Below are 24609 nucleotides of genomic sequence, written 5' to 3'. Positions count from 1 at the left end.
GAGCGCGTGAAGTCCGGTGAAACGGTGCACGTAATCGGGGAAGGCCCGGCGTCAAGAAACTTGTAATAGTGCATTTCCCATATTCCGCGGGTCCGCGGCGAGGCGTACAGTGCCATTTGAATTCCGTCCGGAAGGTCTTTTCGATGCACCTTGAGCTGTCAACGGACAAGTCTCGGCCGGACACGGGCGCGGTGCTCGCGGCCCTGGCCGCCGTGCTGCACCGCTACAGCGGCCTGGACCGGATCACGATCGGCGTGCCGGACGGCGAGATCGTCGCCGACCTGGCGGGCGACCCTTCGCTCGCCGAGCTGGCCGACCGGCTCGGCGCGGGGCCGCCCGTGCTGACGATGCGGGCCGACGGGCTGCGCGTCGAGCTCACGCCGGACACGCTGAGCGTCGGCGACGAGAGCACCCCGCACGACCCCGGCAGGGCCGTACGGCTGGCCGGGCATCTGGAGACCGTGCTGGCGGCCGATCCCTCGCTGCCGCTGTCGCGGCTGCCGCTGCTCACCTCGGCCGAGCTGGAGCAGCTGGCCGGATGGAACGCCACCGACACCCCCTATCCGGCCCTGCCGCTCGTGCCCGAGCTGATCAGCAGGCAGGCCGGGCTGCGGCCGGACGCGGTGGCGCTGCGCTTCGGCGGAGCCGGACTGACCTACGGGCAGCTCGACGCGCGGGCCGATCGGCTGGCCAGGCATCTGCGGGCGCTGGGCGTGGGCCGCGACGACCTGGTCGCGGTGCATCTTGAGCGCTCGTTCGAGCTGGTCGTGGCGCTGCTGGCGGTGCTGAAGGCGGGCGGGGCCTACCTGCCGCTCGACCCCTCATACCCGGTGGGGCGGCTGGCGTACATGGTCGCCGACGCGAGGGCGGGCGTGCTGCTCACCGAGCGGGCGCTGGCCGGGCGGCTGGAGGCGCCGGGCGCCACGGTGATCTGCGTGGACGAGGACGTCGAAGACGTGCCGGGGCACGCGTCCGGGCCGCCCGAGCCAGGCGACCTGGCGTACGTGATCTACACCTCGGGCTCGACCGGGCAGCCCAAGGGTGTGATGAACACCCACGAGGGCCTGCTCAACCGGCTGCTGTGGATGCAGGAGACCTACCGGCTCGGACCGGGCGACGCCGTGCTGCAGAAGACGCCGTGCGGGTTCGACGTGTCGGTGTGGGAGTTCTTCTGGCCGCTGACGACCGGCGCCACGCTGGTGGTGGCCAGGCCCGAAGGCCACCGGGACCCGGCCTACCTGGCCGCCGAGATCCAGGCCGAGCGCGTGACGTTCGTACACTTCGTCCCGTCGATGCTGGCGCTCTTCCTCGACCTGGCCGACCTGTCGGCCTGCGGTTCGCTGCGCCAGGTGGTCTGCAGCGGCGAGGCGCTGCCGGTGGAACTGGCGCGCAGGTTCTTCGCCTCCGGGCTGGGCGCCGGCCTGGACAACCTCTACGGCCCGACCGAGGCCGCCATCGACGTGACCTGGTGGCCGTGCGCGCCCGGCGAGGACACCGTGCCCATCGGCAGGCCGATCGCCAACACCACCACGCACGTGCTCGACCCGCACGGGCGCCCCCAGCCCGTCGGCGTGCCCGGCGAGCTCCACCTCGGCGGCGTGCAACTGGCCAGGGGCTACCTCGGCAGGCCCGAGCTCACCGCCGAGCGGTTCAAGCACCTGCCGCAGGGCCGGCTGTACGCCACGGGCGACCTGGTCAGGTGGCGGCCCGACGGCGCGCTCGACTACCTGGGGCGCATCGACCACCAGATCAAGCTGCGCGGGTTCCGCATCGAACTCGGCGAGATCGAGGCCGCGCTCATGGACCTGCCGGGCGTCGGCCAGGCCGTGGTGACCGTGCACGGGAACGGGCTCGTCGCCTATCTCGTGCACAGGGGGGAGCCGCTCGCCGAGCAGGACATGCGCGAACGGCTGGGGGAGCGGCTGCCCGAGTACATGGTGCCCGGGGTGTTCGTCGCGCTGGAGAGCATGCCGCTCTCGCCCAACGGCAAGGCCGACCGCGCCGCACTGCCCGCCCCGCCGGCCCAGGCGCCCGCCGAGCGTGACTTCGTCGCGCCGAGGGACCAGGTCGAGCACGTGCTCGCCGAGCTTTTCGGTCAGGTGCTCGGCCGGGACGGCATCGGCATCAAGGACAGCTTCTTCGACCTCGGCGGGCACTCGCTGCTGGCCGCCAGGCTCACCGCCAGGCTGAGGCAGGACTTCGGGGTGGAGGTGTCGATGCGCACCGTCTACGCGGGGCCGACGGTCGAGCACCTCGCGGTGGCGCTCGTGGAGAGCGCACTGGCCTCGGACCCGTTGTCATCACAGCGTTGATCCGGCCGGTAATTCTACTCAACAAATGGTGTCGCCCAGAATCCCGGCGGTGCGGATGTGGCCCCGGGCGGCGGCCTCGTAGATTCGGAATGCAGCACGAATCCACGGAGGACGCACGTGAGCTTCGGGTTTCCCGCGGAAATAGGTGACGCGCGATTTCGCGCGGTCGAGCTGGCCGCGCACTGGAACAACCGCGCAATTTCTACCGCCGGGCAAACGGCGTCCGGCGGTTTCAACGTCTGGCGCAATTCCTTTCCCGCCGAGCACCTGCCCGCCCCCGGCGCGCAGGTCGCGGCGGGAGGCGTGCCCTTCCAACTGGGCGAGAGCCACCCGGGCGGCGACAACGTGCGCTGCGCCGGGCAGTACGTCGACCTGCCCAGGGGCGACTACGACTGGATCCACCTGCTGGTCGCCTCCGAGCGCCGTACGGAGGACAGTGTGGCGCTGCACTTCGAGGGCGGCGAGGTGGACTTCGAGGCGGTACGCGTCTCGGACTTCTGGGCCCAGGCGCACCCGGCCTTCGGCGAGATCAAGGTGTTCGAGACGCCCGTCATGCACTACCCGCACCACGTGCAGGAGCGCGTGGAGGCCCTGATGTGGGGCCAGCGCGTCCCGGTCACCCGCCGGGCGCCGCTGCGCGGGGTCAGGCTGCCGCGCAACCTGGCCATCCACGTCTTCGCGCTGACCCTTCAGGAGCGCACATGACGCTCTTCTACCGCGACCTGATCAGCTGCCTGCAGGCCACGCTGGCCACGGCGATCGCCCAGGCGGGCCACGAGCCCGTCGACGTGCTCGGCGCGCACTGGGAGTTCCTGTTCAAGCCGGGCGACGTGCGGCCCGAGGAGTTCTACTACCCGTGCCGCCACCCCGGCGACCTGGGCCGCAGCCTGGCCCCGCACCACGGCCTCAGCACCGCCTGGCACCTGCCCGAACAGGAGTCGGACCCGCTGGCGTCGTTGCGTGCGGCGCTGCTGCACGGCGACTCGGTCGTCGTCGCCGTCGACAACTACCACCTGCCGTTCAGGCCCGCCTACCACGACGTGCACGCCGCGCACCTCATCACCGTGCATGCCGTCGACGACGAGCAGGCCTACGTCAGCGACGCCATGCCGCCCGACTACCAGGGGCCGATCCCGATCGAGGCGCTGCTGTCGGCCTGGAGTTCGGCCAATCCGCGTGACGTGCAGGACGCCTTCTTCAGCGACGCCGGGATCGGCAGGCGCTACCTCACCGTGCACGTCGCCCCGGACACACCGCGGACCACGCCCGCCTTCCTGCGCAAGGTCGTCGAGCAGTCGATCGCCTCCTTCGAGGCGCAGGACGAGGAGCTGTCCGGCCTGAACGGCGTGCGGGCCTTCGTCGGCGACCTGGTCGGCAGGGCGTCGGCGGGAGAGGCGGGCGCGCTGGAGGAGGCCTACCCGTTCGGATGGGGCCCCCAGGCGCAGTCCGCCCTGCACGCGGAGTACCTCAGGACGTGGGGCGAGCGCTGGGACGTCCCCGCGCTGCGCGAGGCGGCGCGGCTGGTGGAGTCGGTCGCACACGCCTGGACCGGAGTACGGATCACCGCGGCGCACGGCAGGAAGGACCCCGCCGCCGCCGCGCCCGATCTGGCCAGGCACGGCAGGCGTCTGCTGGAGCGCTACCAGGCCGCGGTCACCGGCCTGCACGAGGCTACCGAGGGGGCCCTTTGACCAGCGCCACGACCGACAGGACCCAGCGCCTGGCCGCGTTCGGGGGCAGCCCCGCCGTACCCAAGGGGCTGCGGACCCTGCCCTGGCCGGTGATCACCGAGGCGGACCGCACGGCCGTGCTCGACGTGCTCGACGGCTCCGCGCTCGTGTCCAACACCGACGGCGAGACCGCGGTGTCGCTCCTGGAGCGGCGCTGGGCCGAGCGCTGCGGCGCGGCGCACTGCGTCGGCGTCTCCAACGGCACCACGGCGCTGCAACTGGCCCTGGCCGCACTCGGTGTGGGGCCGGGCGACGAGGTGATCGTGCCCGCGCTCAGCTTCATCGCCAGCGGCCTGGCCCCCGTGCACCAGATGGCGGTGCCCGTGTTCGCCGACGTCGACCCGGTCACCTTCACCCTCGACCCGGCCGAGGTCGAGGCGCTCATCACCCCGCGCACCACGGCGATCATCCCGGTGCACCTGCACGGCCACCCCGCCCCCATGGACGAGCTCAACGCCCTGGCCAGGACGCACGGCCTGGCGGTGATCGAGGACGCGGCCCAGGCGCACGGCGTCTCCTACCGGGGCAGGCCGGTCGGCTCGCTCGGCGACGCCGCAGCCTTCAGCCTCCAGGTCACCAAGAACCTGCCGACGTGCGGCGAGGGCGGCCTGCTGACGATCACCTCCGACGAGATCGCGGCCAGGGCCAGGATGGGCAGGCAGTTCGGCGAGGTGATCGAGGCGGGCAAGGACCGCGACTACATCTCCTACCAGCTCGGCTGGAACCACAAGCTGAGCACCGTGCAGGCCGCGTTCACGCTGTCGCAGCTCGACCGGTTCGACGCCTACGAGGCGGCCAGGCAGGCGAATGTCGCCAAGCTGCTCGGCAGGCTCGCCGCACTGCCGGGCCTGACCGTGCCGACGGTCGCGGCGGGCAGCACGCACGCCTGGCACATCCTGCGCTTCAGGTTCGACGCCGAGGCCGCCGGGATCGAAGGGGTACGGCCCGCCGCGTTCCGGGCGGCGCTGCACCGGCTGCTGCGCGCCGAGGGCGTGCCGGTCTCGCGCTACCAGCTCATGCCGCTGCCGGAGCAGAAGGTCTTCACCGAGAGGACCGGCTTCGGCTCCGGCTACCCGTGGACCGCGGCCGACGCGGCGCCCGAACGCGACCACCCGGTCACCCGCGCGGTGCTGGAGGACTCCCTCACCCTGCAGAAGCGCCACCTCAACCCGGACGCCGGTCCCGCCCTCGACCACTACGCCGACGGCTTCGAGAAGGTCTGGTCGCATCTGGACACCGTGGCGACGCTGGCGAGGTCGGCGCGATGACCACGGCCGTGCACGAGGTGGACCTGGCGGCGACCGCGCTGCGCATCCGCAAGCACATCGTGGACATGTGCGCCGGACCCGAAGGCGGGCACCTGGGCGGCTCGCTGTCGTGCGCCGACGTGCTCACCGTGCTGTACTTCTCCGTCCTGCGCCTCGACCCCTGGGACGAGCGCGACGTCTTCCTGCTCAGCAAGGGGCACGGCGCCATCGCGCTGTACGCCACGCTGGCCGAACGCGGGATCCTGCCCGTGGCCGAGCTCGACACCTACGGCAGGCCCGGCGGACGGCTGATGGGCCATCCCGTACGGGCGGTGCCCGGGGTGGAGATGCCGACCGGCTCGCTCGGGCACGGCCTGGCGCTCGGGCTCGGGTTCGCCCTGGCCGCACGCCTCTCGCCGGGCCCGGTGCGCCGCCGTACCTTCGTGCTGCTCGGCGACGGGGAGTTGCAGGAGGGCTCGTGCTGGGAGGCGGCCATCGGGGCGGCGGCGCAGCGGGCCGACGGGCTGGTCGCGATCGTCGACAGGAACGGCCTGCAGCTGACCGGCGCCACCGAGGACATCGCCTCGCTCGAACCGCTGGCCGACCGGTGGCGGGCGTTCGGCTGGGCGGTCAGGGAGGTCGACGGGCACGACCACGAGGCGGTGCGCGAGGCGCTGGCCGGTGCGCCGTGGGAGCCCGGCAGGCCGAGTGTGCTCATCGCGCGCACGGTCAAGGGCAAGGGCCTGCCGATGGTCGCGGGCAAGGTCAACAGCCACTACGCCAGCCTGTCCGAGCGCATGCACACCCGTATGACCAGGGTGCTCGACGACAACGGCGGCAGGCGATGAGCGGCCAGGCGCTGCGCGCGGTCTACCGTGACGCCCTGGTCGAGCGCATGGCCGACGACCCGCTGGCGGTGTGCCTCGACACCGACACCGGCCTGTTCACCGGCGTCGACTTCGGCGGCGCCGCCGACCGCTACATCAATCTCGGCATCGCCGAGCACAATCTGATGGGCGTCGCGGCGGGCATGGCCGCCTCCGGGTGGCGGCCCTACGTCAACACGATGGCCGCCTTCGCCGCCTCACGCGCGCTGGAAGCCGTCAAGATCGACATCGCCTACAACGCGCTTCCGGTGCGGATCATGGCCACGCACAGCGGCGTATCGGCCGGGCATCTCGGTCCCACGCACCACGCCCTGGAAGACCTCGCGGTCATGCGCGCCCTGCCGAACATGACCGTGGTCGTCCCCGCCGACGCCGCCTCGACGACCGAGCTGCTCGACCAGGTCGCCGACCTGCCGGGCCCCGCGTACGTCAGGCTCGGCCGCAAGCCGACGCCCGAGCTGCCCGAGCGCGGCAGGGCGGTGCTCGGGCGCATGCAGTGGCTGCGCGAGGGCGGCCCGGTGCTGCTGATCTGCTGCGGCCCGCTGCCGGGCCTGGCGGCGCTCGGCGCCGCCGACCTGCTGGCGGCCGACGGCACGGAGGCGGGCGTCCTGCACGCCCACACACTCAAACCCTTCGACACCGCGACCCTCGTCGCGGCGGTGGACACCGCGGCGCTCGTGGTCACGGTGGAGGAGCACTGGCGGGTCGGCGGGCTCGGCTCGGCGGTCGCGGAGGCGCTCACCGAGCACGCGCCGCGCCCGCTGCTGCGCCTCGGCCTGCCCGACGCCTTCGTCAGCGCCGTCGGCGGCCAGGAGCGGCTTATGGCCGAGCACGGCCTGACCGCCGAAGGCGTCGCGCGAAGCGTGCGTTCCCGGCTGGACCGCCTGACGTGAAAGCACCCAACGAAGAGGAGATGGACATGGTCGCCTGCCCCGAGTGCGAGGGCTCGGTCGCCCTTCCCGCGTCGCCGCGGTTGAACGAGATCCTCGAATGCGGCGAGTGCCGTGCCGAGCTCGAGGTCCTTTCCGTCGAGCCCGTCCTCGTCGGTCTCGCGCCGGACGTCGAGGAGGACTGGGGCGAGTGACGCTGCGCGATACCGTCGCCGTGGTCGCCTCCAGGATCCGGGCCGACGAGAAACGGATCTTCGAGGCGCTGGAGCGGCGCCGCGTCTCCTACGTGCACGTCGACAGCCGGACCCTGTGGAGCTCGGCCGATGTCGCGCCGCGCCCGTGGGAACGTGCGCTCAACCGGGAGATCGGCCAGGTCAGGGCCGCCTACGCGGCGCACAGCCTGGAGGCGATGGGCACCTTGGTGGTCAACAGCGCCAAGGCCACCGAGGTGTGCGGCGACAAGTGGCGCACCTCGATGGCGTTGCGCGCCGCCGGGCTGCCCGCACCCAGGACGGCGCTGGCCCTGACCCCGCAGGCCGCGCTGACCGCCATCGAGGAGATCGGCTATCCGGCCGTGCTCAAGCCGCTGGTCGGCTCGTGGGGGCGGCTGGTCACCTTCGTGCCTGACCGGCAGGTCGCCGAGACCGTGCTGGAGTACATCGCCGCCCTGCCCTCACCGCAGTCGCACGTCGTCTACGTGCAGGAGTTCGTCGACAAGCCCGACCGTGACATCCGGGCGCTGGTGGTCGGCGGCGAACTGCTCGGCGCCACCTACCGGCGCAGCGACGACTGGCGGACGAACGTGGCGCGCGGGGCGGTGACCGAGCCGTGCGAGAGCACGCCCGAGCTGGTCAGGCTGGCCATCGGCGCCGCCAGGGCGACCGAGGCCGACATCGCGGGGGTCGACCTGGTGGAGGACAAGGACGGCAAGCTCCTGCTGCTTGAGGTCAACGACACCGTCGAGTTCTCCGGCTTCCAGCGGGCGATGGCCGACCGGGTCGACGTCGCGGACCGGATCGTGCAGCACCTGCTGACAGGGGTGGACGAGTGGCGCGCGTAGCGATCGTCGGCGGTTCGGGCTACATCGGCGGCGAACTGCTGCGCCTGCTGCTCGGTCACCGCGAGATCGAGGTGGCGGCGGCGACCTCCGAACGGCTGGCCGGCCGCCGGGTCGACGGCGCGCACCCGAACCTGCGCGGCCTGACCGACCTGACCTTCGTCAAGCCGGGCGAACTCGACACCTACGACATGGTGTTCCTGGCCACCCCGCACCGCCAGACCATGACGCGGATGGCCGACCTGCTCGCCCTGGCCCCTCAGGTGTTCGACCTGTCGGCCGACTTCAGACTGCGCGACCCCGAGCAGTACCTGCGCCACTACGGCGTCGCGCACGAGGCCACCGACCTGCTGCCCGGCTTCGCGTACGGCCTGCCCGAGGTCTACCGCGAGCGGCTGCGCGCCGCCGACCGGGTCGCCGTGCCCGGCTGCATGGCCACCGCGGCGATCCTGGCGCTGCGCCCGGTCGCCAGGCAGGGGCTGCTGGAGGGCCGGGTCACCGTCGACGCCCGCACCGGGTCGAGCGGCTCGGGCGCGTCGGCGGGCTCGGAGAACCTGCACGCCGAGCGGTCGGGCGTGCTGAGGGTGTTCGCCCCCATCGGGCACAGGCACGAGGCCGAGATCGTCCAGGAGACCGGCCTGGAGGTCAGCATGACGGCCACCGGCGTCGAGGCCGTGCGCGGCGTGCAGGTGCTGTGCCGGGCCAGGCTCGCCGAAGGCGTGCAGGAGCGGGCCGTGCGCGCGGCCTTCCGGGAGGCCTACCACGACGAGCCGTTCGTCCGGGTGGTCAGCCAGAAGCGCGGGCTGTACCGGCTGCCCGAACCGAAGATCCTGTCCGGCTCGAACTACTGCGACGTGGGATTCGCGGTCGAAGGGCGTGACGTCCTGCTGGTCGCCGCGCTGGACAACCTGGTCAAGGGCGGCGCGGGCAACGCCGTACAGGCCATGAACATCAGGAACGGCTGGCCCGAACGGACCGGGCTGAGCTTCGCCGGCCTGCACCCCAACTGACAGAGGCGAGGGTTGTGACTGGCATCACCGTGGTCAAGTGCGGCGGGAACGCCGCCGTCGACCCTGTGGCGATCTGCGACGATGTGGCCGTCCTGCGTGACGGCGGCGCCGATGTGATCGTCGTGCACGGCGGCTCGGCCGACATCGAGGGCCTGGCCGAGCGCCTCGGCGTGCCCGGCCGTACGATGCGCGCGCCCGACGGCGTCGAGGCGCGCTACACCGACCCGGCCATGCTGGAGGTGGTCACGCTCGCGCTGGCGGGAGCGGCCAAACCGCGCCTGCTCGTGGCCCTGGCGGCGGCGGGCGTGCGGGCGATCGGCCTGACCGGCCTGGACGGCGCCCTGCTGCGCGCCCGCAGGAAGGGGCCGCAGCGGGCCACGGTCGACGGGCTCACGCGCGTGGTCAGGGACAACCAGACCGGCCGCGTCACCCACGTCGACGCCGCCCTGCTGCGCACGCTGCTGACGGCCGGGCTGGTGCCGGTGATCTCACCTCCGGCCATGGCCGAGGACGGCAGGCCGGTCAACGCCAACGCCGACCGGGTGGCGGCGGCGGTGGCCGCGGCGGTCGGCGCGACCACGCTGGTGATGCTGACGGGAGCGCCGGGCGTCCTCGACGAGAACGGCGACATGTTGTCGATCTGCGAACTCAGGAGCGACTCACTGCCCGGCTACGCGGCCGGAGGAATGGGACTGAAGCTGGTGGCCGCAAGGGAGGCCATCAACGGGGGCGTGCCGAGGGTGCTCATCGCCGACGGCCGCCGCCCCAGACCGGTGACGACGGCGATGGCCGGACAGGCCACGTCCGTCGTGCTGACCGAGACCATGGAGGCGAGGCCATGAGAGACGAACGTTGGCGCACAGGAGGGACCGAGCAGCTCAGCGAGACGTACGCGATCGGGTTGCTGCGGGGGATGCTGGAGATCCCCTCGCCCTCCTACCACGAGTCCGCGCTCGCCGCGAGCCTCGTCGGCGCCATGCGCGAGCTCGGCTTCAGCGCCTACATCGACGCCGCGGGCAATGTGGTCGGCGAGATCGTCAGGGGCGAGGGGCCGACCGTCATGCTGCTGTCGCACCTCGACACCGTCCCCGGCGCGCTGCCCGTCCGCTCCATCAACGGCAGCCTGTACGGCAGGGGCGCCGTCGACGCCAAGGGCCCGCTGGCCGCGATGATCTGCGCCGCCGCCGGAACGCCCGGCTTCCGCGGCAAGGTCGTGGTGATCGGCGTCGTGGAGGAGGAGACCCCGCGCTCACGCGGCGCCATGGCCGTGCGCAACAACCACCCCAAGCCGGACGCCCTCATCGTCGGCGAGCCGAGCGGCTGGTCCAGCGTCGTGCTCGGCTACAAGGGCAAGCTCGACCTGCGCTACGAGGTCTCCCGGCCGCACACGCACCAGACCAATCCGCTGCCCAAGGCCTCGGAGCTGGCCGCGGCGAGCTGGCAGGCGCTGCTGGACCTGCTGCCGCCCGACTCCGGGCACGCGGCGTTCGGGCTGCCGGGCGCCACGCTGGTGTCGATCAGCGGCGACCTGGTCTCGGCCGAGGTCGACATGTGCGTGCGCACGCCGATCGGCTTCGACGCCGAAGGGCTCGTCGCGGCGCTGCGCGCCCGGCTGCCCGAGGGGCGCCTCACCGTGGTCAACTCGGTGCCCGCCTGCCGTACCAGCCGGGTGGACCCGGTCGTGCGGGCGTTGTCGGCGGGGATCGCCGAGCAGCAGGGCAGGGCCACGGCCAAGCTCAAGACCGCCACGTCGGACATGAACACGCTCGCCGAGGTGTGGGACCTGCCGATGGCCACCTACGGGCCTGGCGAGAGCGCGCTGGACCATGCGGAGGACGAGCACATCGTGCTCGCCGACTACCTGCGCGGCATCGCGGTGCTCTCCAGCGCTCTCATCGACCTTAGCGACACCCTGCCCGCGCAGGAGGCGGCGCCCGCCGCCGCGCACGACGCCGTGGAAGACCTGGACGAGCCCGTGCTGGCCCAGATACGGAGGGACCAATGACCGAGATTCTCAAGAGGCTGGCCAGGCTGCCCGAGGACAAGCGCGCCCAACTGCTGGCCCAGCTGCGGGCCGAGGTGGAGCCCGCCTCCAACAAGGGGCCCGCGGCCAGACGCGGGAGCGGGCCCGTGGCGCTGTCGTTCAACCAGGAGCCGCTGTGGACGCACCACAGGCTCTCGCCGGACGAGCCCACCTACAGCATGCCGTTCTGCTACCGCCTCGAAGGCGAGCTGGACGTCGAGGCGCTGCGTACGGCGCTCGCGGGCGTCGTGGCCAGGCACGAGTCGCTGCGCACCCACGTCGTCGAGCAGGGCGACACGCCCATGCAGGTGATCTCGGCCGAGCTGCCCGTGGAGCTGCCGGTCATCGAGGCGGGCTCGCAGGAGCAGGCGCGGGCGCTGCTGGAGGCCGAGGCCAGGGTGCCCTTCCGCATTGACACGCCGCCGCTGTGGCGGGCCAGGCTGTACCGGCTGGCCGACGACGACCACTACCTGATGTTCAACGTGCACCACATGGTGTTCGACGGCTGGTCGCAGACCATCTTCGCCGCCGACCTGGCCGAGCTGTACCGGGTGGCCAGGCACGGCGGCGAGCCGAACCTGACCGAGCTGCCGGTGCAGTACGCCGACTTCTCCATCTGGCAGCGCGAGTGGCTGCAGGGCAAGCGCACCGACGAGCTCAGCGCCTGGTGGCTCAAGCGCCTCAGCGACGCGCCGGTGCTGGAGTTCCCCACCGACCGGCCGCGCCCGACGCAGGTCGGGTTCGCCGGGACCGCGGTCGAGTACGACCTGCCGCCCGAGGTGGGCCGTGCCGTCGACGGCCTGGCCAGGAAGATCGGCGTCACGCCGTTCGTCATCTTCACCGCCGGGTTCGCGGCGATGATGCAGCGCTACAGCGGCCAGGACGACGTGGTGATCGGCTCGCCGAACGCCAACAGGCGCTTCAGCTCGGTCGAGACCGTGACCGGCTTCTTCATCAACCAGCTGGTCCTGCGCTTCGACCTGTCGGGCGAGCCGTCCTTCCGTGAGCTGATCGACCGGGCGCGCAGCGTCATCCAGGACACCTTCGCCAACGGCGACCTGCCGTTCGGCAAGCTGGTGGAGGCGGTCAGGCCGCCGCGCGACCCCTCGCGCCAGCCGCTGTTCCAGATCGCGTTCGCGCTGACCGACTTCGCGCCGCCCGTGCAGCTCGAAGGCACGAAGGTGACCGACATCGAGATCGCCACCGGCACCTCCAGGTTCGACATGGCCTGGGGTGTGACCAGGCACGGCGAGCACAGCAGGATCCAGGTCGAGTACAGCACCGACCTGTTCGACGCCGAGACCATCGAGCGCTTCGCCGCCAACTACGGCAAGCTGCTGGTCAACGCCTGCGCCGCCCCGCAGACGCCGCTGTCGTGGATCGACGCCCTCGACGAGCAGGAGAACGCCAGGTTGCTGTCGTTCGCCGCCGCGCCGCAGCGCGAGGTGCGCGAGGTGACGCTCGCGGCCGAGTTCGCCGCCGTCGCGGCCGTGCGCGCCGACCGCACGGCGCTGGTGGTCGGCGGCACGCCGATCTCCTACACCGAGCTCAACGAGCGGGCCAACCGGCTGGCCCACCATCTCATCGGGCTCGGCGCCGGGCCGGGCAAGGTGGTGGCGCTGGCCCTGCCGCGCTCGGCCGACCTGGTCGTCTCGGTGCTGGCGGTGCTGAAGTCGGGCGCGGCCTACCTGCCGCTCGACCCGACGAATCCGGCGGCCCGCATCGCCGACATCCTGGAGGACTCCGACGCCCTGGCCGTGCTGTCGGACTCCTCCCTCACCGGCAGGCTGGGCGAGCCCGGCAGGCCGGTCCTGGAGCTCGACCGGCTGGGGGAGGCGCTGGCGGCGGAGTCGGCCGCCGATCCGGAGCCCCGCTCGGCGCCTGGCGACGTGGCGTACATCATCTACACCTCGGGCTCGACCGGCAGGCCGAAGGGCGTGCTCATCGAGCAGCGCTCGGTCGTCAGCTTCGTCGACACCTGCACCGAGCTGTTCGAGCTCACCCAGGACGACCGGGTGCTCGGGTTCGCCTCGCTGAACTTCGACGTGTCGGTGTTCGAGACGTTCGCCGCCCTGCTCAACGGCGCCTCGCTGCATCTGGCCACCGACGACGAGCGGCTCTCGATCGAACGGCTGCAGGAGCTCATGGAGCGCTCCGGCATCACGGTCATCGACCTGCCGCCCGCCGTGATGAACCTGCTGGAGCCCGAGCGCTTCACCGACCTGCGGATCGTCTTCGTCGGCGGCGAGGCCTTCTCGGCCGAGCTGGTCAACCGGTGGAACCCGGGACGGCGGCTGTTCAACGGGTACGGCCCGACCGAGTGCACGGTCACGATGATCGTCGAGGAGTGCCCCGGCGTCTGGGACAACACCCCGCCGATCGGCCTGCCGATGACCAACCACATCGCGCACGTGCTCGACCAGCACCTCAGCCCGGTGCCCTTCGGCGTGCCCGGCGAGCTGGTGATCGGCGGCGCCGGGCTGGCCAGGGGGTACCTCAACCGGCCCGAGCTGACCGAGGAGAAGTTCGTCGCCGACCCGTTCGGCACCGCGCCGGGTGGCAGGCTCTACCGGACCGGTGACCTGGTGAAGCGGCTTTCGGATGGCCGAATCGTCTTCATCGGCAGAATCGACCAGCAGGTGAAGATCCGCGGCCTGCGGATCGAGCTCGGCGAGGTCGAGGCGGGCATCTCCACCTTCCCCGGCATCGCCCAGGTCGCCGTCGAGCCGTGGAGCGACCCGGCGGGCGAGCGGCACCTGGTCGGGTACGTCTCGGCCGGGTCCGACCTGCCCGATGTCAACGCCCTGCGCGAGCACCTGGCCGGTCGGCTGCCCGCCTACATGATCCCCTCGTACTTCGTGGTGCTGCCCGAGCTGCCGCTCAACAGCAGCGGCAAGGTCAACCGCAGGGCGCTGCCCGCGCCCGACCCGCTGTCGGGCAGCGGCCCGGTCGCCCAGCCGCGCACCGAGACCGAGCGCGTGCTGGTGCAGGAGATCATGGCGCCGCTGCTGCGGGTGGAGGGGATCGGCGTCACCGACGACTTCTTCCAGCTCGGCGGCAACAGCCTGCAGGCCGCTCAGCTCATCTCGTCGATCAACCGCAGGTTCAAGGTGCAGATCTCGCTGGCCGACTTCTTCCTCTCGCCGACGCCCGCGCACATCGCCGAGACCGTCGACGCCCAGCGTGTGGACGACATGGACGAGGACGAGCTGTTCGCGATGCTCGAGTCGATGTCAGAGGACGAGGTCAACGCCCGTCTCGAGGAGGAGAACCGATGACGACCCCCCACGCGGACAAGCTGGCCAGGCTGACGCCCGAGAAGCGCAAGCTGTATGAGCAGATGCTGGCCCGCAAGGCGGCCGCCGCGGCCAAGGAGAGCCCGGCCGTGGTCATGCGCGCGGGCGACGGGCGCAACGTGGTGCTGATGAACCCCAGCGGCGGCGCGCTGTTCTGCTACGTGCCGCTGACCAGGGCGCTGGCCGAGGGCCCGACGGTGCTCGGCTGCACCAGCAAGGTCGGCGACCGCGACCTGCCGGTGGAACGGCGGCTGATCGGCGTGGCCACCCGCATACTCGGCGAGCTGCGTGAGCAGGTGGACCTGTCGACGTGCGTGCTGGCCGGGTGGTCGTTCGGCGCCTGCCTGGCCTTCGAGGTGGCCCGCCAGCACGCCGAGCAGGGCGGCGGGCACCAGCCTGTCGTGCTGTTCGACGCCCAGTACGCCGAGGACCTCAGCGTGCTGGTGCCCGACGACGAGGAGCTGCGCAGGCAGTTCGTCTACGACGTCTCCCGTATTCAGGGCGTGCCGACCGAGTCGCTGGCCTGGTTGCTGGAGCCGCTGCCCGGCGGGGTGATCCCGGTGCCGGAGATGCTGGCCAAGACCGGTGTGTCGCTCGGCCTGTCGGACGAGGAGATGGGGCATCGCTACCACATCTTCGCCGGGGCGGCCGAGGCGCTCTACCGCTACCACCCGCCCGCGCCGTACGGCGGGCCGGTCTACGCGCTGATCGCACAGGGGCACTCCACGAGCACGGCCGGGTGGAAGCGGCAGGTGACGGGGGAGTTCGTCGACATCCCGTTGCAGGGCGACCACTACAACGTCTTCAGCGAGCAGAACCTGCCGACCGTGGCGGGCGCCGTACAGGAGGCGGTCGCCAGGCTGTGAGCCAGGCGGCGCGGACCAGAGACCTCGGGGGCCGGATTCCGGCGCGGGACTCCGGGCCCGGACGGGGCGGCACGCCGCCGCCCCGGCCGGGGGTCCGGTAGGTCCGGAGCACGGCCGCCTCCGGTGCCGCGGCGGCCATTCGCTCTCCGTCGTGCCGTGCGCTCTTCGGTGCGGGGCCGCCCGGGGTCAGCGGTCGGCCAGGTCCAGTTCGGGCTGCATCATGCCGGCCCGGTAGGCGAAGGAGACGAGCTGGGCACGGTCCCGCAGTTGCAGCTTGTTGCGCAACCGGTAGATGTGCGTCCGGACGGTGGCGACCGAGATCGACAGGGCGACCCCGATGTCCTCGGTCGACATGCCGCGCGCGGTCAGCAGCAGCACCTCGCGCTCACGCTCGGTCAGCGCGGCGGCGTAGGGCTGCAGGACGTCCTCGGGCTCGGCCTTGTGCTGCCTGAACCAGTCGAGCAGGCGCTGGGTCATCCTCGGGGTGAGCATCGCCTGGCCGCCCGCGACCGTGCGGATCGCCGCGACCAGGTCGTCGCGGCTGGTCTCCCTGGTCAGCAGGCCGCTGGCGCCCGCGTGCAGCACGTTGGTCAGCGTGTCGTTGGTGAGGGTGTCGTCGTGCTCGTTGGTGGCGAACACCACGATGCGGGGGAGCGGGTCGAGTTTCTCGCGCAGGAGCCTTCGGATCAGCTCGATGCCGAGCATGCCCTGCAGCGTCAGCCCGGTGACCACGACGTGCGGCCGGTGGGCGCGGACCAGCATGATGGCGTGCTGACCGCTGTCGGTGGTCTCGGTGACCGTGATGTCGGACTCCGCATCGAGCATGGTACGGAGGCCGTCACGGACGAGGGTGGTCTCATCGCAGATCAGTACCCGGATTTGCACGGTTATGCCACCTGCCGGGATGCGGACGCCGCCGCGCTAGGTGCCGCTGCTGGTGTCGATCTATTTCCTGCCGACGCCGACAAAGTGAACATCGCGTCCCCCCATATCGCCGGTCGGCGACCAACGTGGTGCGATCTGGCCGGGCGGGTGGCCCGAATCAGGTTGTGCAAGTGGCTTTACCCTCGGTACACGGGAATCTTGCATGCGCTCAAGGGGACTGTCAACCCGTAATCGCCGTTAATCATGACGGATTTGGACTCACCACGTGTATACGGGTAAATCCCCGTTGTAATCATCAGAGCCCGGCCGCGTTTCGGAGAACACAGAATTCGTTGCCCTCCGGGTCGGCGAGCACGGCCCAGCCGTGGCCCCCGGGGCGCCGATGATCTTCGACGAGCGTTGCACCGATCCCGAGCAGGCGTTCGACCTCTTGGTCGCGAGGGATGTCCGGCCTCAGGCAGACGTGGAGCCGGTTCTTGCCGGCTTTGCGCTCGGGGACCCTGGCGAAATAGAACACAGTTCCGTTAGCGAGGGTGATCGTGGCATAGGTGGCGTCATGGCCGTCGACCGCGTGATCGGTGACCTTGCTCCAGAACATCGCAAGTTTGCGTGGATTCGCGCAGTCGAAGGTGACATTCTGCAGAAATGACGACATCGGGGGATTGTCCCGAGAGCTGTCCTGTGGTGTCAATCCAAGTCGGGCCTGTCGAATGACCACTACGCATCATATTCTACCGATGTGGAAGTAGATACGACTAACTATGCAGCATCGGAGAAGGCTCCGCGCATACTCGCCCTCTGGAGTGCGCCCCGGTCCCGATCGACCGCATTCTTGAAAATGATGGCAGCACGAGGAGACTACACGGTAATACATGAACCTTTCTCGCATGTAACCGATTTCGGTGAGGCCAAAGTCGGCGAGGTGACTGTCCGTAGTGAGGCCGAGCTGATCGCGGCCCTCCTCGACCTGGCCGAGAGCACGCCGGTCTTCTTCAAGGACACGACCGACTTCCACTACCCGGGCCTGCTGAACGACCGGCGTTTCCTCGCCGAGGTCGCCCACGCCTTCATCATCAGGGACCCGGCCGAGGCCATCGCCTCCCACTACGCGCTCAACACCGCGCTCGGCCGCGACGAGATCGGCTTCGCCTGGCTGGCCGAGATCTACGACGCCGTTACGGAGGTGCAGGGCCGGGCGCCCGTGGTGATCGACTCCGACGACCTCGTCGACCGGCCGCTGGAGACCGTGCGGGAGTTCTGCGCCAGGATGGCGATCCCGTTCCTGCCCGAGGCGCTCAGCTGGCGGCCCGGCATGCGCGAGGAGTGGAGCCGTACCCAGCGCTGGCACGAGTCGACCAGCGAGACCAGCGGCTTCGTCCGGACCAGCAGGTCGGACCCGGAGGTCGTCAGGACCGATCCCGTGCTGGCCGGTTATCTGGAGTTCCATCTGCCGCACTACCGGCACCTGCACGCCAACCGGCTGAGGGTCTGACCGATAGGGGTGTAGATAGCTGTACCCCCTGTGGGCAACTGGGTGCATTCTCCCGCCACGACCCGGCTCGTAGCGTCGATGCGTCAGGACATCCCAGGAGACATCAGGGGGTTGTGCATCGTGAGTGAGGTCAGCCGCAGGGGGTTCATCGGCGGATCGGCGGCGCTCGGCGGAGGGGCGGTCGCGGCGGGAATCGTGACCGCGCCGGCGGCCGAGGCCGGGACGCACGGCGGGGCGCTCCCGTCGCTCGGCCCGGTCACCGTGCGCAGGGGGGACCCGCGCTACGCCGATCTGGCCGTACGCAGGACCAATCTGCGCTTCCGGCCCGCGCCCGAGTACTTCCAGGTCGTGGGCTCGACCGAGCAGGTCGTCAAGGCGGTGGGCGACGCCGTGCGCGCGGGGCGGCGCGTCACCGTGCGCAGCGGCGGGCACTGCTACGAGGACTTCGTCGGCGACGGCGCCGAGGTCGTCATCGACATGTGCGAGATGTCGAAGGTGTACTTCGACGCCGGGCGCGGCGCCTTCGCCATCGAGGCCGGTGCGACGCTCATGCAGACCTACCGCACGCTCTACCTGGGCTGGGGCGTCACCATCCCGGGCGGCCAATGCGGGGGCGTGGCCGCCGGGGGTCACATCGCGGGCGGCGGGTACGGCCCGCTGTCCAGGCGTGACGGGCTGACGGTCGACTACCTGCACGCGGTGGAGGTCGTGGTCGTCGACAGGTCGGGCAGGGCTCGGGCCGTGGTGGCCACGAGGAACCCGGCCGACCCCAACCACGACCTCTGGTGGGCGCACACGGGTGGCGGCGGCGGCAATTTCGGGATCGTCACCCGTTATTGGATGCGCGACCCGAAGGCCAAGGGCGACGACCCCGGCAGCCTGCTGCCGAGGCCGCCCGCGACGGTGCTGTCCGGTATGGCCATCTGGTCGTGGAAGGGCATGACGAAGGAGTCCTTCCGCCGCCTGATCCGCAACCACGGCGCCTGGCACGAGCGCAACAGCGCGCCAGGCACGCCGTACGCCTCGCTCTGGGGGTCGTTGCTCATCCCGGGCCGGACGCCGGGTGACGAGCCGGGCGGGATGATCATGCCCACGCAGATCGACGCCGGGGTGCCGGGGGCCGAGCGGCTGATGCGCGACTACTTCGCCGCCGTCGGCGAGGGGGTCACACCGGCGGCCACCGTCCCGCCGCTGGAGTCGGCGCCCTGGTACTCGGCCGTGCGCTCGCTCGGCCTGAGCGAGGCGGCGGAGGCGGGCAGGTACAAGGGCAAGTCGTCCTACCTGCGCAAGAGCTTCACCGACCAGCAGATCGACGTCGCCTACGACCACCTCACCGACCCGGCGGGCCCGGGGCCGGCCGGACTGCTGTGGCTGCTGTCCTACGGCGGCAAGGTCAACACCGTCGACCCGGCGGCCACCGCCACGGTCGAACGCTCGTCGGTGCTCAAGGTGCTGCACCTGGCCACCTGGGGCGAGGGCGACGACGGCGCGGGCCCGATGACGTGGGTACGCAGCCTGCACGCCAAGACGTTCGCGGCGACGGGCGGGGTGCCGGTGCCGGGCGGCAACTGCGGCGGCGCCTACATCAACTATCCCGACATCGACCACGCCGATCCGGCCTGGAACACCTCGGGCGTGCCGTGGCCCTCGCTCTACTACGGCGCCAACCACGCCAGGCTCCGGCGGGTGAAGGCCCGATGGGACCCGCGCGACGTCTTCCACCATGCGATGTCGATCAAGGCATAGCCCGGCCCGGAGGCGGCGGGTCCGCCTCCGGCTTCGGCTCCTGGTGCTGGCAGTCGCACCAGGAGCCGCCTTTGCAGTGGTCGTGGCGGCGTTGTTTGCACTCTTCGCAGATCACCTCCTCATTGTGCGCCGGGGCCGGTCGCGCGCACCCTGACGGCGGGTGAAGGCGAGGTAGGGGAATGTTCAGGGGGATACCGGATGATCTGTTGGGACAAAGCCTGACATGCTGTAATCATGCGGACACTGCTCAATGTCATCTGGCTGGTCTTCGCGGGGGTCTGGCTCGCCATCGGCTACGTACTCGCGGGCGTCATCTGCTGCATCCTCATCATCACCATCCCGTTCGGCATCGCCTCGTTCCGGATCGCCGCCTACGCGCTGTGGCCGTTCGGCAGGACCGTGGTACGCGAGCCCGACGCCGGGTGCCTGTCCACCGTGGGCAATGTCATCTGGTTCCTGGTCGCGGGGCTGTGGCTGGCGATCGGGCACGTGCTGACCTCGATCCCGCTCTTCATCTCGATCATCGGTATTCCGTTCGGCATCGCCAACATCAAGATGATCCCCGTGTCGCTGCTGCCGCTCGGCGCGCGCATCGTCGACAGTGACGTCCCGTTTGGCGGCAGAGGCTGAGGGTAGGCTGCACGAGACCTGATCGTTGCTGGTCGGAGGGTGTCCGACCGCCTCACTCCGCATACCTTTGGTGTCCATGACGTCCACCGACGCGCCCACGAGGCCGCAGCGGCCCAAGCGGCGCGGTCCGGGGCTCGCCATGAGCAGGGCCAGGGCAGGGCTGAGCCGGGTGCGAGACTCCCATACCTGGGCCGTCGTCAAGGCCACCACCAACGCGGGCGTCAACTACCGCGTCACCGGCCTGGCCGGAGAGGCCGCCTTCTTCGCCCTGCTGTCGTTGCCGCCGTTCGTGCTCGGGCTCATCGGCGTGCTGGCCAAGCTGGGCACCTGGCTCGGTCCCTCGGTGATGGACGAGGTCAAGGCGTGGATCTACACCCAGGCCGGCATCCTGTTCACGCCGAGCGCCGTCACCGGTGTCGTACGCCCGCTCATCGAGGACGTGCTGCGCGACGACGCGGGCAAGGTGTCGCTCATCTCGGTCGGCTTCCTGCTGTCGCTGTGGTCGGGGTCGCGGGCGCTCTATGTCTATGTCGACCTGATCTCGGTCGCCTACGGGCTGGGCGAGGAGCGGGGCATCATCCGCACCCGGCTGATGTCGTTCGGGCTCTACATCGTGGGGCTGATCATCGGCATCATCGTGATGCCCGTGCTGGTCATCGGGCCCACGCTGCTGCGCGATGCCATTCCTCCCGACTACGGGGTGGCCGTCGACGTGCTCTACTGGCCGGTCGTGGTGATCGGCTCGGTGCTGTTCCTGACCGTGCTCTACCACGTCAGCGTGCCGGTGCGCACGCGCTGGTGGCGGGAGCTGCCCGGCGCGGTGCTCGCGCTGCTGCTGTGGATCGGGTGCGCCGCGGTCCTGCGCGCGGTGCTGGCCGCGTGGTTCTCGCCGGTCTCCATCTACGGCTCGCTGGCCGCGCCGATCGCGGTGCTGCTGTGGCTCTACATCACGGCGCTGGCCGTGCTCATCGGCGCCATTCTCAACGCCGAGGTCGACCGGCTGTGGCCGGGCGCCGGAGCCACCCGCGCCAACCGTGCCTCGACCTGACATCCGCTATCGTCTAGGGCGTCGCGACTGGCGCATTGGGTGGGACCTAACCACCAGGGAGCGGAAGCAGGGCGGAGGCCGAGCGCCTGGGTCTTCGCACGATGTCAACGATGACAGGGAGTGAAGGCGCCAATGAGTGCTCTCAGCAATGTCGACCCGCAGATCGCCGAGCTCATCAAGGCGGAGGAGCGGCGGCAGGCCGACACCGTCAAGTTGATCGCCTCCGAGAACTACGTGTCGAAGGCCGTGCTGGAGGCCACGGGCACGGTCCTCACCAACAAGTACTCCGAGGGCTACGCCGGCAAGCGCTACTACGAGGGCCAGCAGGTCATCGACCAGATCGAGACCGTGGCCGTCGACCGGGCCAAGGCGCTGTTCGGCGTCAACCACGCCAACGTGCAGCCGTACTCCGGCTCGCCCGCCAACCTCGCCATCTACCTGGCCTTCCTGAGCCCCGGCGACACCGTGATGGGCATGGGCCTGCCGTTCGGCGGTCACCTCACGCACGGCTGGTCGGTCTCGGCGACCGGCAAGTGGTTCAACCCGGTCCGCTACGGCGTGCGCCAGGACACCGGCCGCGTCGACATGGACGAGGTCCGTGAGATCGCCCTGCGCGAGCGCCCCAAGCTGATCTTCTGCGGTGGCACCGCGATCCCGCGCACGATCGACTTCGAGGCCTTCGCGGCCATCGCCAAGGAGGTCGGCGCGATCCTGGCGGCCGACATCGCGCACATCGCCGGACTGGTCGCCGGTGGCGCGCACCCCTCGCCCGTCGGTCACGCCGATGTGATCTCCACCACCACGCACAAGACGCTGCGCGGCCCGCGCGGCGCCATGCTGATGGCCACGTCCGACGAGCACGCGACCGCGCTGAACAAGGCGGTCTTCCCCGGCCTGCAGGGCGGCCCGCACAACCACACGACCGCCGCCATCGCGGTCGCGCTGCGCGAGGCCGACACCGACGCGTTCAAGGCCTACGCCCACCAGGTGGTCGCCAACGCCAAGACGCTGGCCGACGAGCTGTCCAGCCGTGGCTTCGACCTGGTCTCCGGCGGCACCGACAACCACCTCATCCTGCTCGACCTGACGCCCAAGGGCATCGGCGGCAAGCCGGCCGCCCAGGCGCTGGACCGGGCCGGTCTGGAGACGAACTACAACGCGGTGCCGTTCGACACCCGCAAGCCGTTCGACCCCTCCGGCATCCGCATCGGCACCCCGTCGGTGACCTCGCGCGGCATGGGCGAGGCCGAGATGCGGCAGATCGGCGCGTGGATGGACGAGGTCGTCACCGCGCTGGCCAAGGGTGACGCCGAGGAGGTCATCACCCGCGTGCACAACGAGGTGAGCGAGCTGACCGCGAAGTTCCCGGCGCCCGGCCTGTCCTGATCCTTCGCCGAGCGCCCCGCCGTCCCTTGATCGGGTACGGCGGGGCGCTTCGTGTTTTCCGGGGACTTGTGAAGGTGTACCAGTGGGGTGTACTACTGGTACATGCCCCTTCCTCGATTCCTCAGGCTCTCCGGTGAGCGCCGGTCGGCGGTGCTCGGTGTGGCCAGGGAGCACTTCGCCCGCGACGGCCTGGCGGGCGCCTCGTACAACAAGATCATCGCCGAGTGCGGCATCTCCAAGGCCTCGGCCTACCAGTACTTCGACGGCAAGGACGACCTCTACGCCACCGTGCTGGCCGACGTGCACGACAGGGTGCTCGCGGCCGTGGGGCCCTGGGAGCCCGCCGGATCGGCCGAGGCGTTCCGCGGCGCGCTGCGGCAGGCGGGGGAGCGGCTGCTGGCCCACGCGCTCGCCCATCCGCAGGACGTGGCGCTGCTGGTCGGCGGCTCCTCGCCGGACCCGGCCGGATGGCTGGGCGACCTGGTCGACGACGGCCGCGCGCTCGGCGTGATCAGATCCGACCTCGACCGCGACCTCATGCTCGCCGCCACGGCCGCGGTCGTACGTGCGGCCGACGGCTGGGCGGCGGCCCGGCTCACCGAGGGGAGCGATGTGCCCATGGACCAGTTCTGGAACCTGCTCGACGGCCTCTGGAGGCGACCCGATGCGCGCTGACCTGCAGATCGACTGGACCCCGCCGCCCACGCCCGACGGCTGGCGCGGCAGCCTCGAACGCTTCATGGGACCGGGCAAGAGCCAAGCCGAAGAGCTGGTCGAGTACGCCGGAGGCGCCCTGTGCGCCGCCCTGCTCGGCTGGTACCTCGTGCGCGAGGGCGACTTCACCCCGCTGCAGTGGGTCGTCGTCGCACTCGTCGGCCTCGACCTGGTCGGCGGCGTCCTGACCAACGCCACCAACGCGGCCAAGCGCTGGTACCACCGCGAGGGGCCGGGCCGGGGCCGGGCCAGACTCACCTTCACCCTGGCCCACGTCGTGCACCTGGCGGCGGTGGCGTTCGTGCTGATGGAGGGCGCGTGGGTGTGGTTCGCCGGCAACACGGTCCTGCTCGTGGCGGGCGCCCTGCTCATCGAGGCGGTCGCCGTCGAGGTGAAGCGGCCGGTCGCGACGGCGGCGTTCATGGCGGCGCTGCTGGTCAACCTGCTCCTGCTGCCCGTGCCCGCCGTACTGGCGTGGCTGGCGCCGTTGTTCTTCCTCAAGCTGCTGCTCGGGCACATGGTGCCCGAGGCCCCCATGCGCGCGGTGGCGCACGGGGGCGGCCGGGTCACCGGCTGAGGCCGCGGAAGCGCGCCACCGAGAGCGGGAAGAAGATCGCGATGATCAGCACCGGCCACACGACGGCCATGAGCATGGCGTTCTGCGCGATCCACGACTCCCCGCCGCCCAGCGGATTGCCGAACAGCTCACGTGTGGCGGTCACGGTGGCCGAGATGGGGTTCCAGTCGGCCAGGGTGCCGAGCCAGCCGGGCATCAGCCCCGGCGAGGCGAACGCGTTGGTGATGATCGTCAGCGGGAACAGCAGCGCGTAGAGGTTGTTGGCCGCCTCGGGACTGCCCACCAGCAGCCCCAGGTACACGCCGAGCCAGATGAAGGCCAGCCGCAGCAGCAGGAGCAGCCCGACGGCGGCCAGCGCCTCCCCGAACGTGCCCTCCGCCCGCCAGCCGATCAGCAGCCCGGCCCCGACGAGGATGACCAGGTCGAGCACCGAGTTGGTCATGTCGGCCACACTGCGCCCGGCGACCACGGCCGAAGGCGCCATCGGCATCGACCTGAACCTGTCGGTCACCCCCCTGGCCGAGTCGGTCACCACGGCCGTCATCGTGTTGCCGATGCCGAAGGCCATGGTGACGGCGAACATACCGGGCATGAGGTACTCCTGGTAGTCGCCTCCGCCCGGCACGATCATCGAACTGCCGAACACGTAGCCGTACATGACGACCATGACGATGGGGAAGGCGAGCGCCCAGACGACGCGGGCGGGCTCGCGGATCCAGTGGATGAGGTCGCGGACGGTGATGGTCCAGGTGTCGGCCACCGCCCAGCGCAGTCGCTGGGCCGGCGTCCTGGGGATGACGGGTGTGGTCATGG

The 24609-nt window shown here is 71.0% G+C and carries 23 protein-coding genes and 1 riboswitch; of the genes, 20 read left to right on the top strand and 3 right to left on the bottom strand.

The genetic code is table 11. The annotated features are described in order from the left end of the window. The first annotated feature begins 143 nt into the window (after positions 1-143). The 13 genes from ACTWNK_RS31365 (at position 144) to ACTWNK_RS31305 (ending at position 15318) form a co-directional block, all read left to right on the top strand. Positions 144-2312 carry an amino acid adenylation domain-containing protein gene (locus tag ACTWNK_RS31365; protein ID WP_474308475.1) on the top strand — a complete coding sequence of 723 codons (2169 nt, stop codon included), beginning with the start codon at positions 144-146 and terminating at the stop codon, positions 2310-2312. A gap of 117 nt (positions 2313-2429) precedes the next feature. Continuing rightward, positions 2430-3017, top strand: coding sequence for a hypothetical protein (locus ACTWNK_RS31360; RefSeq protein ID WP_474308473.1), 588 nt, complete (start codon positions 2430-2432; stop codon positions 3015-3017). Next, positions 3014-4003: a BtrH N-terminal domain-containing protein gene (locus tag ACTWNK_RS31355; protein WP_474308470.1), complete on the top strand. Its 990-nt coding sequence runs from the start codon at positions 3014-3016 to the stop codon at positions 4001-4003. The genes ACTWNK_RS31360 and ACTWNK_RS31355 overlap by 4 nt, the downstream gene beginning before the upstream one ends. Then, a complete protein-coding gene (locus ACTWNK_RS31350; RefSeq protein WP_474308468.1) occupies positions 4000-5310 on the top strand; it encodes a DegT/DnrJ/EryC1/StrS family aminotransferase in 1311 nt (436 codons plus the stop codon). Before ACTWNK_RS31355 ends, ACTWNK_RS31350 begins: the two co-directional genes overlap by 4 nt. Next, on the top strand, positions 5307-6137 hold the full coding sequence (locus tag ACTWNK_RS31345) for a transketolase (RefSeq protein ID WP_474308466.1): 831 nt from the start codon (positions 5307-5309) through the stop codon (positions 6135-6137). The genes ACTWNK_RS31350 and ACTWNK_RS31345 overlap by 4 nt, the downstream gene beginning before the upstream one ends. Continuing rightward, entirely contained in the window at positions 6134-7069 is a 936-nt protein-coding gene (locus ACTWNK_RS31340) for a transketolase family protein (RefSeq protein WP_474308464.1), read from the top strand. The genes ACTWNK_RS31345 and ACTWNK_RS31340 overlap by 4 nt, the downstream gene beginning before the upstream one ends. Further along, on the top strand, positions 7066-7260 hold the full coding sequence (locus ACTWNK_RS31335) for a lysine biosynthesis protein LysW (RefSeq protein WP_474308462.1): 195 nt from the start codon (positions 7066-7068) through the stop codon (positions 7258-7260). Before ACTWNK_RS31340 ends, ACTWNK_RS31335 begins: the two co-directional genes overlap by 4 nt. Next, the gene (locus ACTWNK_RS31330; protein WP_474308460.1) at positions 7257-8126 is read left to right on the top strand and encodes a RimK family alpha-L-glutamate ligase; all 870 of its coding nucleotides are present in this window, start codon (positions 7257-7259) and stop codon (positions 8124-8126) included. The genes ACTWNK_RS31335 and ACTWNK_RS31330 overlap by 4 nt, the downstream gene beginning before the upstream one ends. After that, positions 8114-9133, top strand: coding sequence for an N-acetyl-gamma-glutamyl-phosphate reductase (argC, locus tag ACTWNK_RS31325; RefSeq protein ID WP_474308458.1), 1020 nt, complete (start codon positions 8114-8116; stop codon positions 9131-9133). The genes ACTWNK_RS31330 and argC overlap by 13 nt, the downstream gene beginning before the upstream one ends. Before the next feature lie 14 nt (positions 9134-9147). Continuing rightward, positions 9148-9975: an acetylglutamate kinase gene (gene argB, locus ACTWNK_RS31320; RefSeq protein ID WP_474308456.1), complete on the top strand. Its 828-nt coding sequence runs from the start codon at positions 9148-9150 to the stop codon at positions 9973-9975. Beyond that, positions 9972-11138 carry a M20/M25/M40 family metallo-hydrolase gene (locus ACTWNK_RS31315; protein ID WP_474308454.1) on the top strand — a complete coding sequence of 389 codons (1167 nt, stop codon included), beginning with the start codon at positions 9972-9974 and terminating at the stop codon, positions 11136-11138. The genes argB and ACTWNK_RS31315 overlap by 4 nt, the downstream gene beginning before the upstream one ends. Continuing rightward, positions 11135-14434, top strand: coding sequence for a non-ribosomal peptide synthetase (locus tag ACTWNK_RS31310; protein WP_474308452.1), 3300 nt, complete (start codon positions 11135-11137; stop codon positions 14432-14434). The genes ACTWNK_RS31315 and ACTWNK_RS31310 overlap by 4 nt, the downstream gene beginning before the upstream one ends. After that, a complete protein-coding gene (locus tag ACTWNK_RS31305; protein ID WP_474308450.1) occupies positions 14431-15318 on the top strand; it encodes a thioesterase domain-containing protein in 888 nt (295 codons plus the stop codon). Before ACTWNK_RS31310 ends, ACTWNK_RS31305 begins: the two co-directional genes overlap by 4 nt. A gap of 186 nt (positions 15319-15504) precedes the next feature. Here ACTWNK_RS31305 and ACTWNK_RS31300 read toward each other — a convergent pair whose 3' ends face one another. Further along, complete coding sequence (locus ACTWNK_RS31300) at positions 15505-16203, bottom strand: LuxR C-terminal-related transcriptional regulator (protein WP_474308448.1); 699 nt, start codon at positions 16201-16203, stop codon at positions 15505-15507. A gap of 295 nt (positions 16204-16498) precedes the next feature. After that, positions 16499-16858 carry a VOC family protein gene (locus ACTWNK_RS31295; protein ID WP_474308446.1) on the bottom strand — a complete coding sequence of 120 codons (360 nt, stop codon included), beginning with the start codon at positions 16856-16858 and terminating at the stop codon, positions 16499-16501. Between the two features lie 84 nt (positions 16859-16942). Here ACTWNK_RS31295 and ACTWNK_RS31290 point away from each other — a divergent pair, with 84 nt between their 5' ends. The 7 genes from ACTWNK_RS31290 to ACTWNK_RS31260 all read left to right on the top strand — a co-directional run bounded on the left by ACTWNK_RS31290 (position 16943) and on the right by ACTWNK_RS31260 (position 23796). Further along, entirely contained in the window at positions 16943-17695 is a 753-nt protein-coding gene (locus ACTWNK_RS31290) for a sulfotransferase-like domain-containing protein (protein WP_474308444.1), read from the top strand. Between the two features lie 120 nt (positions 17696-17815). Continuing rightward, complete coding sequence (locus ACTWNK_RS31285) at positions 17816-19441, top strand: FAD-binding oxidoreductase (protein WP_474308442.1); 1626 nt, start codon at positions 17816-17818, stop codon at positions 19439-19441. A gap of 234 nt (positions 19442-19675) precedes the next feature. Beyond that, complete coding sequence (locus tag ACTWNK_RS31280) at positions 19676-20071, top strand: YccF domain-containing protein (protein WP_474308440.1); 396 nt, start codon at positions 19676-19678, stop codon at positions 20069-20071. A gap of 76 nt (positions 20072-20147) precedes the next feature. Further along, on the top strand, positions 20148-21119 hold the full coding sequence (locus tag ACTWNK_RS31275; RefSeq protein WP_474308438.1) for a YihY/virulence factor BrkB family protein: 972 nt from the start codon (positions 20148-20150) through the stop codon (positions 21117-21119). 13 nt (positions 21120-21132) lie between these two features. After that, positions 21133-21218, top strand: a riboswitch (ZMP/ZTP riboswitch). Between the two features lie 33 nt (positions 21219-21251). Then, positions 21252-22505: a serine hydroxymethyltransferase gene (gene glyA, locus ACTWNK_RS31270; protein WP_474308436.1), complete on the top strand. Its 1254-nt coding sequence runs from the start codon at positions 21252-21254 to the stop codon at positions 22503-22505. 102 nt (positions 22506-22607) lie between these two features. Further along, positions 22608-23180: a TetR/AcrR family transcriptional regulator gene (locus ACTWNK_RS31265; protein WP_474308434.1), complete on the top strand. Its 573-nt coding sequence runs from the start codon at positions 22608-22610 to the stop codon at positions 23178-23180. Further along, positions 23170-23796, top strand: a complete 627-nt coding sequence (locus tag ACTWNK_RS31260) for a hypothetical protein (protein WP_474308432.1) — start codon at positions 23170-23172, stop codon at positions 23794-23796. The genes ACTWNK_RS31265 and ACTWNK_RS31260 overlap by 11 nt, the downstream gene beginning before the upstream one ends. Here ACTWNK_RS31260 and ACTWNK_RS31255 read toward each other — a convergent pair. Then, positions 23786-24607 (bottom strand): ABC transporter permease, encoded by an 822-nt coding sequence (locus tag ACTWNK_RS31255; RefSeq protein ID WP_474308430.1) that lies wholly within the window; start codon positions 24605-24607, stop codon positions 23786-23788. The two genes, ACTWNK_RS31260 and ACTWNK_RS31255, sit on opposite strands and share 11 nt — an antisense overlap. Between the last annotated feature and the right edge of the window lie 2 nt (positions 24608-24609).

It is taken from the genome of Nonomuraea sp. IBHARD001 (genome assembly GCF_056106265.1).
The sequence above is the reverse complement of the archived record's forward strand: the minus strand, read 5'-3'. Positions and strand labels throughout refer to the sequence as shown.

Coding starts and splice junctions, on each gene's coding strand:
- ACTWNK_RS31310 (WP_474308452.1), top strand. CDS start 11,135: ATGACCGAGATTCTCAAGAGGCTGGCCAGGCTGCCCGAGGACAAGCGC.
- ACTWNK_RS31345 (WP_474308466.1), top strand. CDS start 5,307: ATGACCACGGCCGTGCACGAGGTGGACCTGGCGGCGACCGCGCTGCGC.
- ACTWNK_RS31275 (WP_474308438.1), top strand. CDS start 20,148: ATGACGTCCACCGACGCGCCCACGAGGCCGCAGCGGCCCAAGCGGCGC.
- ACTWNK_RS31255 (WP_474308430.1), bottom strand. CDS start 24,607: ATGACCACACCCGTCATCCCCAGGACGCCGGCCCAGCGACTGCGCTGG.
- ACTWNK_RS31365 (WP_474308475.1), top strand. CDS start 144: ATGCACCTTGAGCTGTCAACGGACAAGTCTCGGCCGGACACGGGCGCG.
- ACTWNK_RS31315 (WP_474308454.1), top strand. CDS start 9,972: ATGAGAGACGAACGTTGGCGCACAGGAGGGACCGAGCAGCTCAGCGAG.
- ACTWNK_RS31280 (WP_474308440.1), top strand. CDS start 19,676: ATGCGGACACTGCTCAATGTCATCTGGCTGGTCTTCGCGGGGGTCTGG.
- glyA (WP_474308436.1), top strand. CDS start 21,252: ATGAGTGCTCTCAGCAATGTCGACCCGCAGATCGCCGAGCTCATCAAG.
- ACTWNK_RS31355 (WP_474308470.1), top strand. CDS start 3,014: ATGACGCTCTTCTACCGCGACCTGATCAGCTGCCTGCAGGCCACGCTG.
- ACTWNK_RS31265 (WP_474308434.1), top strand. CDS start 22,608: ATGCCCCTTCCTCGATTCCTCAGGCTCTCCGGTGAGCGCCGGTCGGCG.
- ACTWNK_RS31340 (WP_474308464.1), top strand. CDS start 6,134: ATGAGCGGCCAGGCGCTGCGCGCGGTCTACCGTGACGCCCTGGTCGAG.
- ACTWNK_RS31295 (WP_474308446.1), bottom strand. CDS start 16,858: ATGTCGTCATTTCTGCAGAATGTCACCTTCGACTGCGCGAATCCACGC.
- ACTWNK_RS31305 (WP_474308450.1), top strand. CDS start 14,431: ATGACGACCCCCCACGCGGACAAGCTGGCCAGGCTGACGCCCGAGAAG.
- ACTWNK_RS31260 (WP_474308432.1), top strand. CDS start 23,170: ATGCGCGCTGACCTGCAGATCGACTGGACCCCGCCGCCCACGCCCGAC.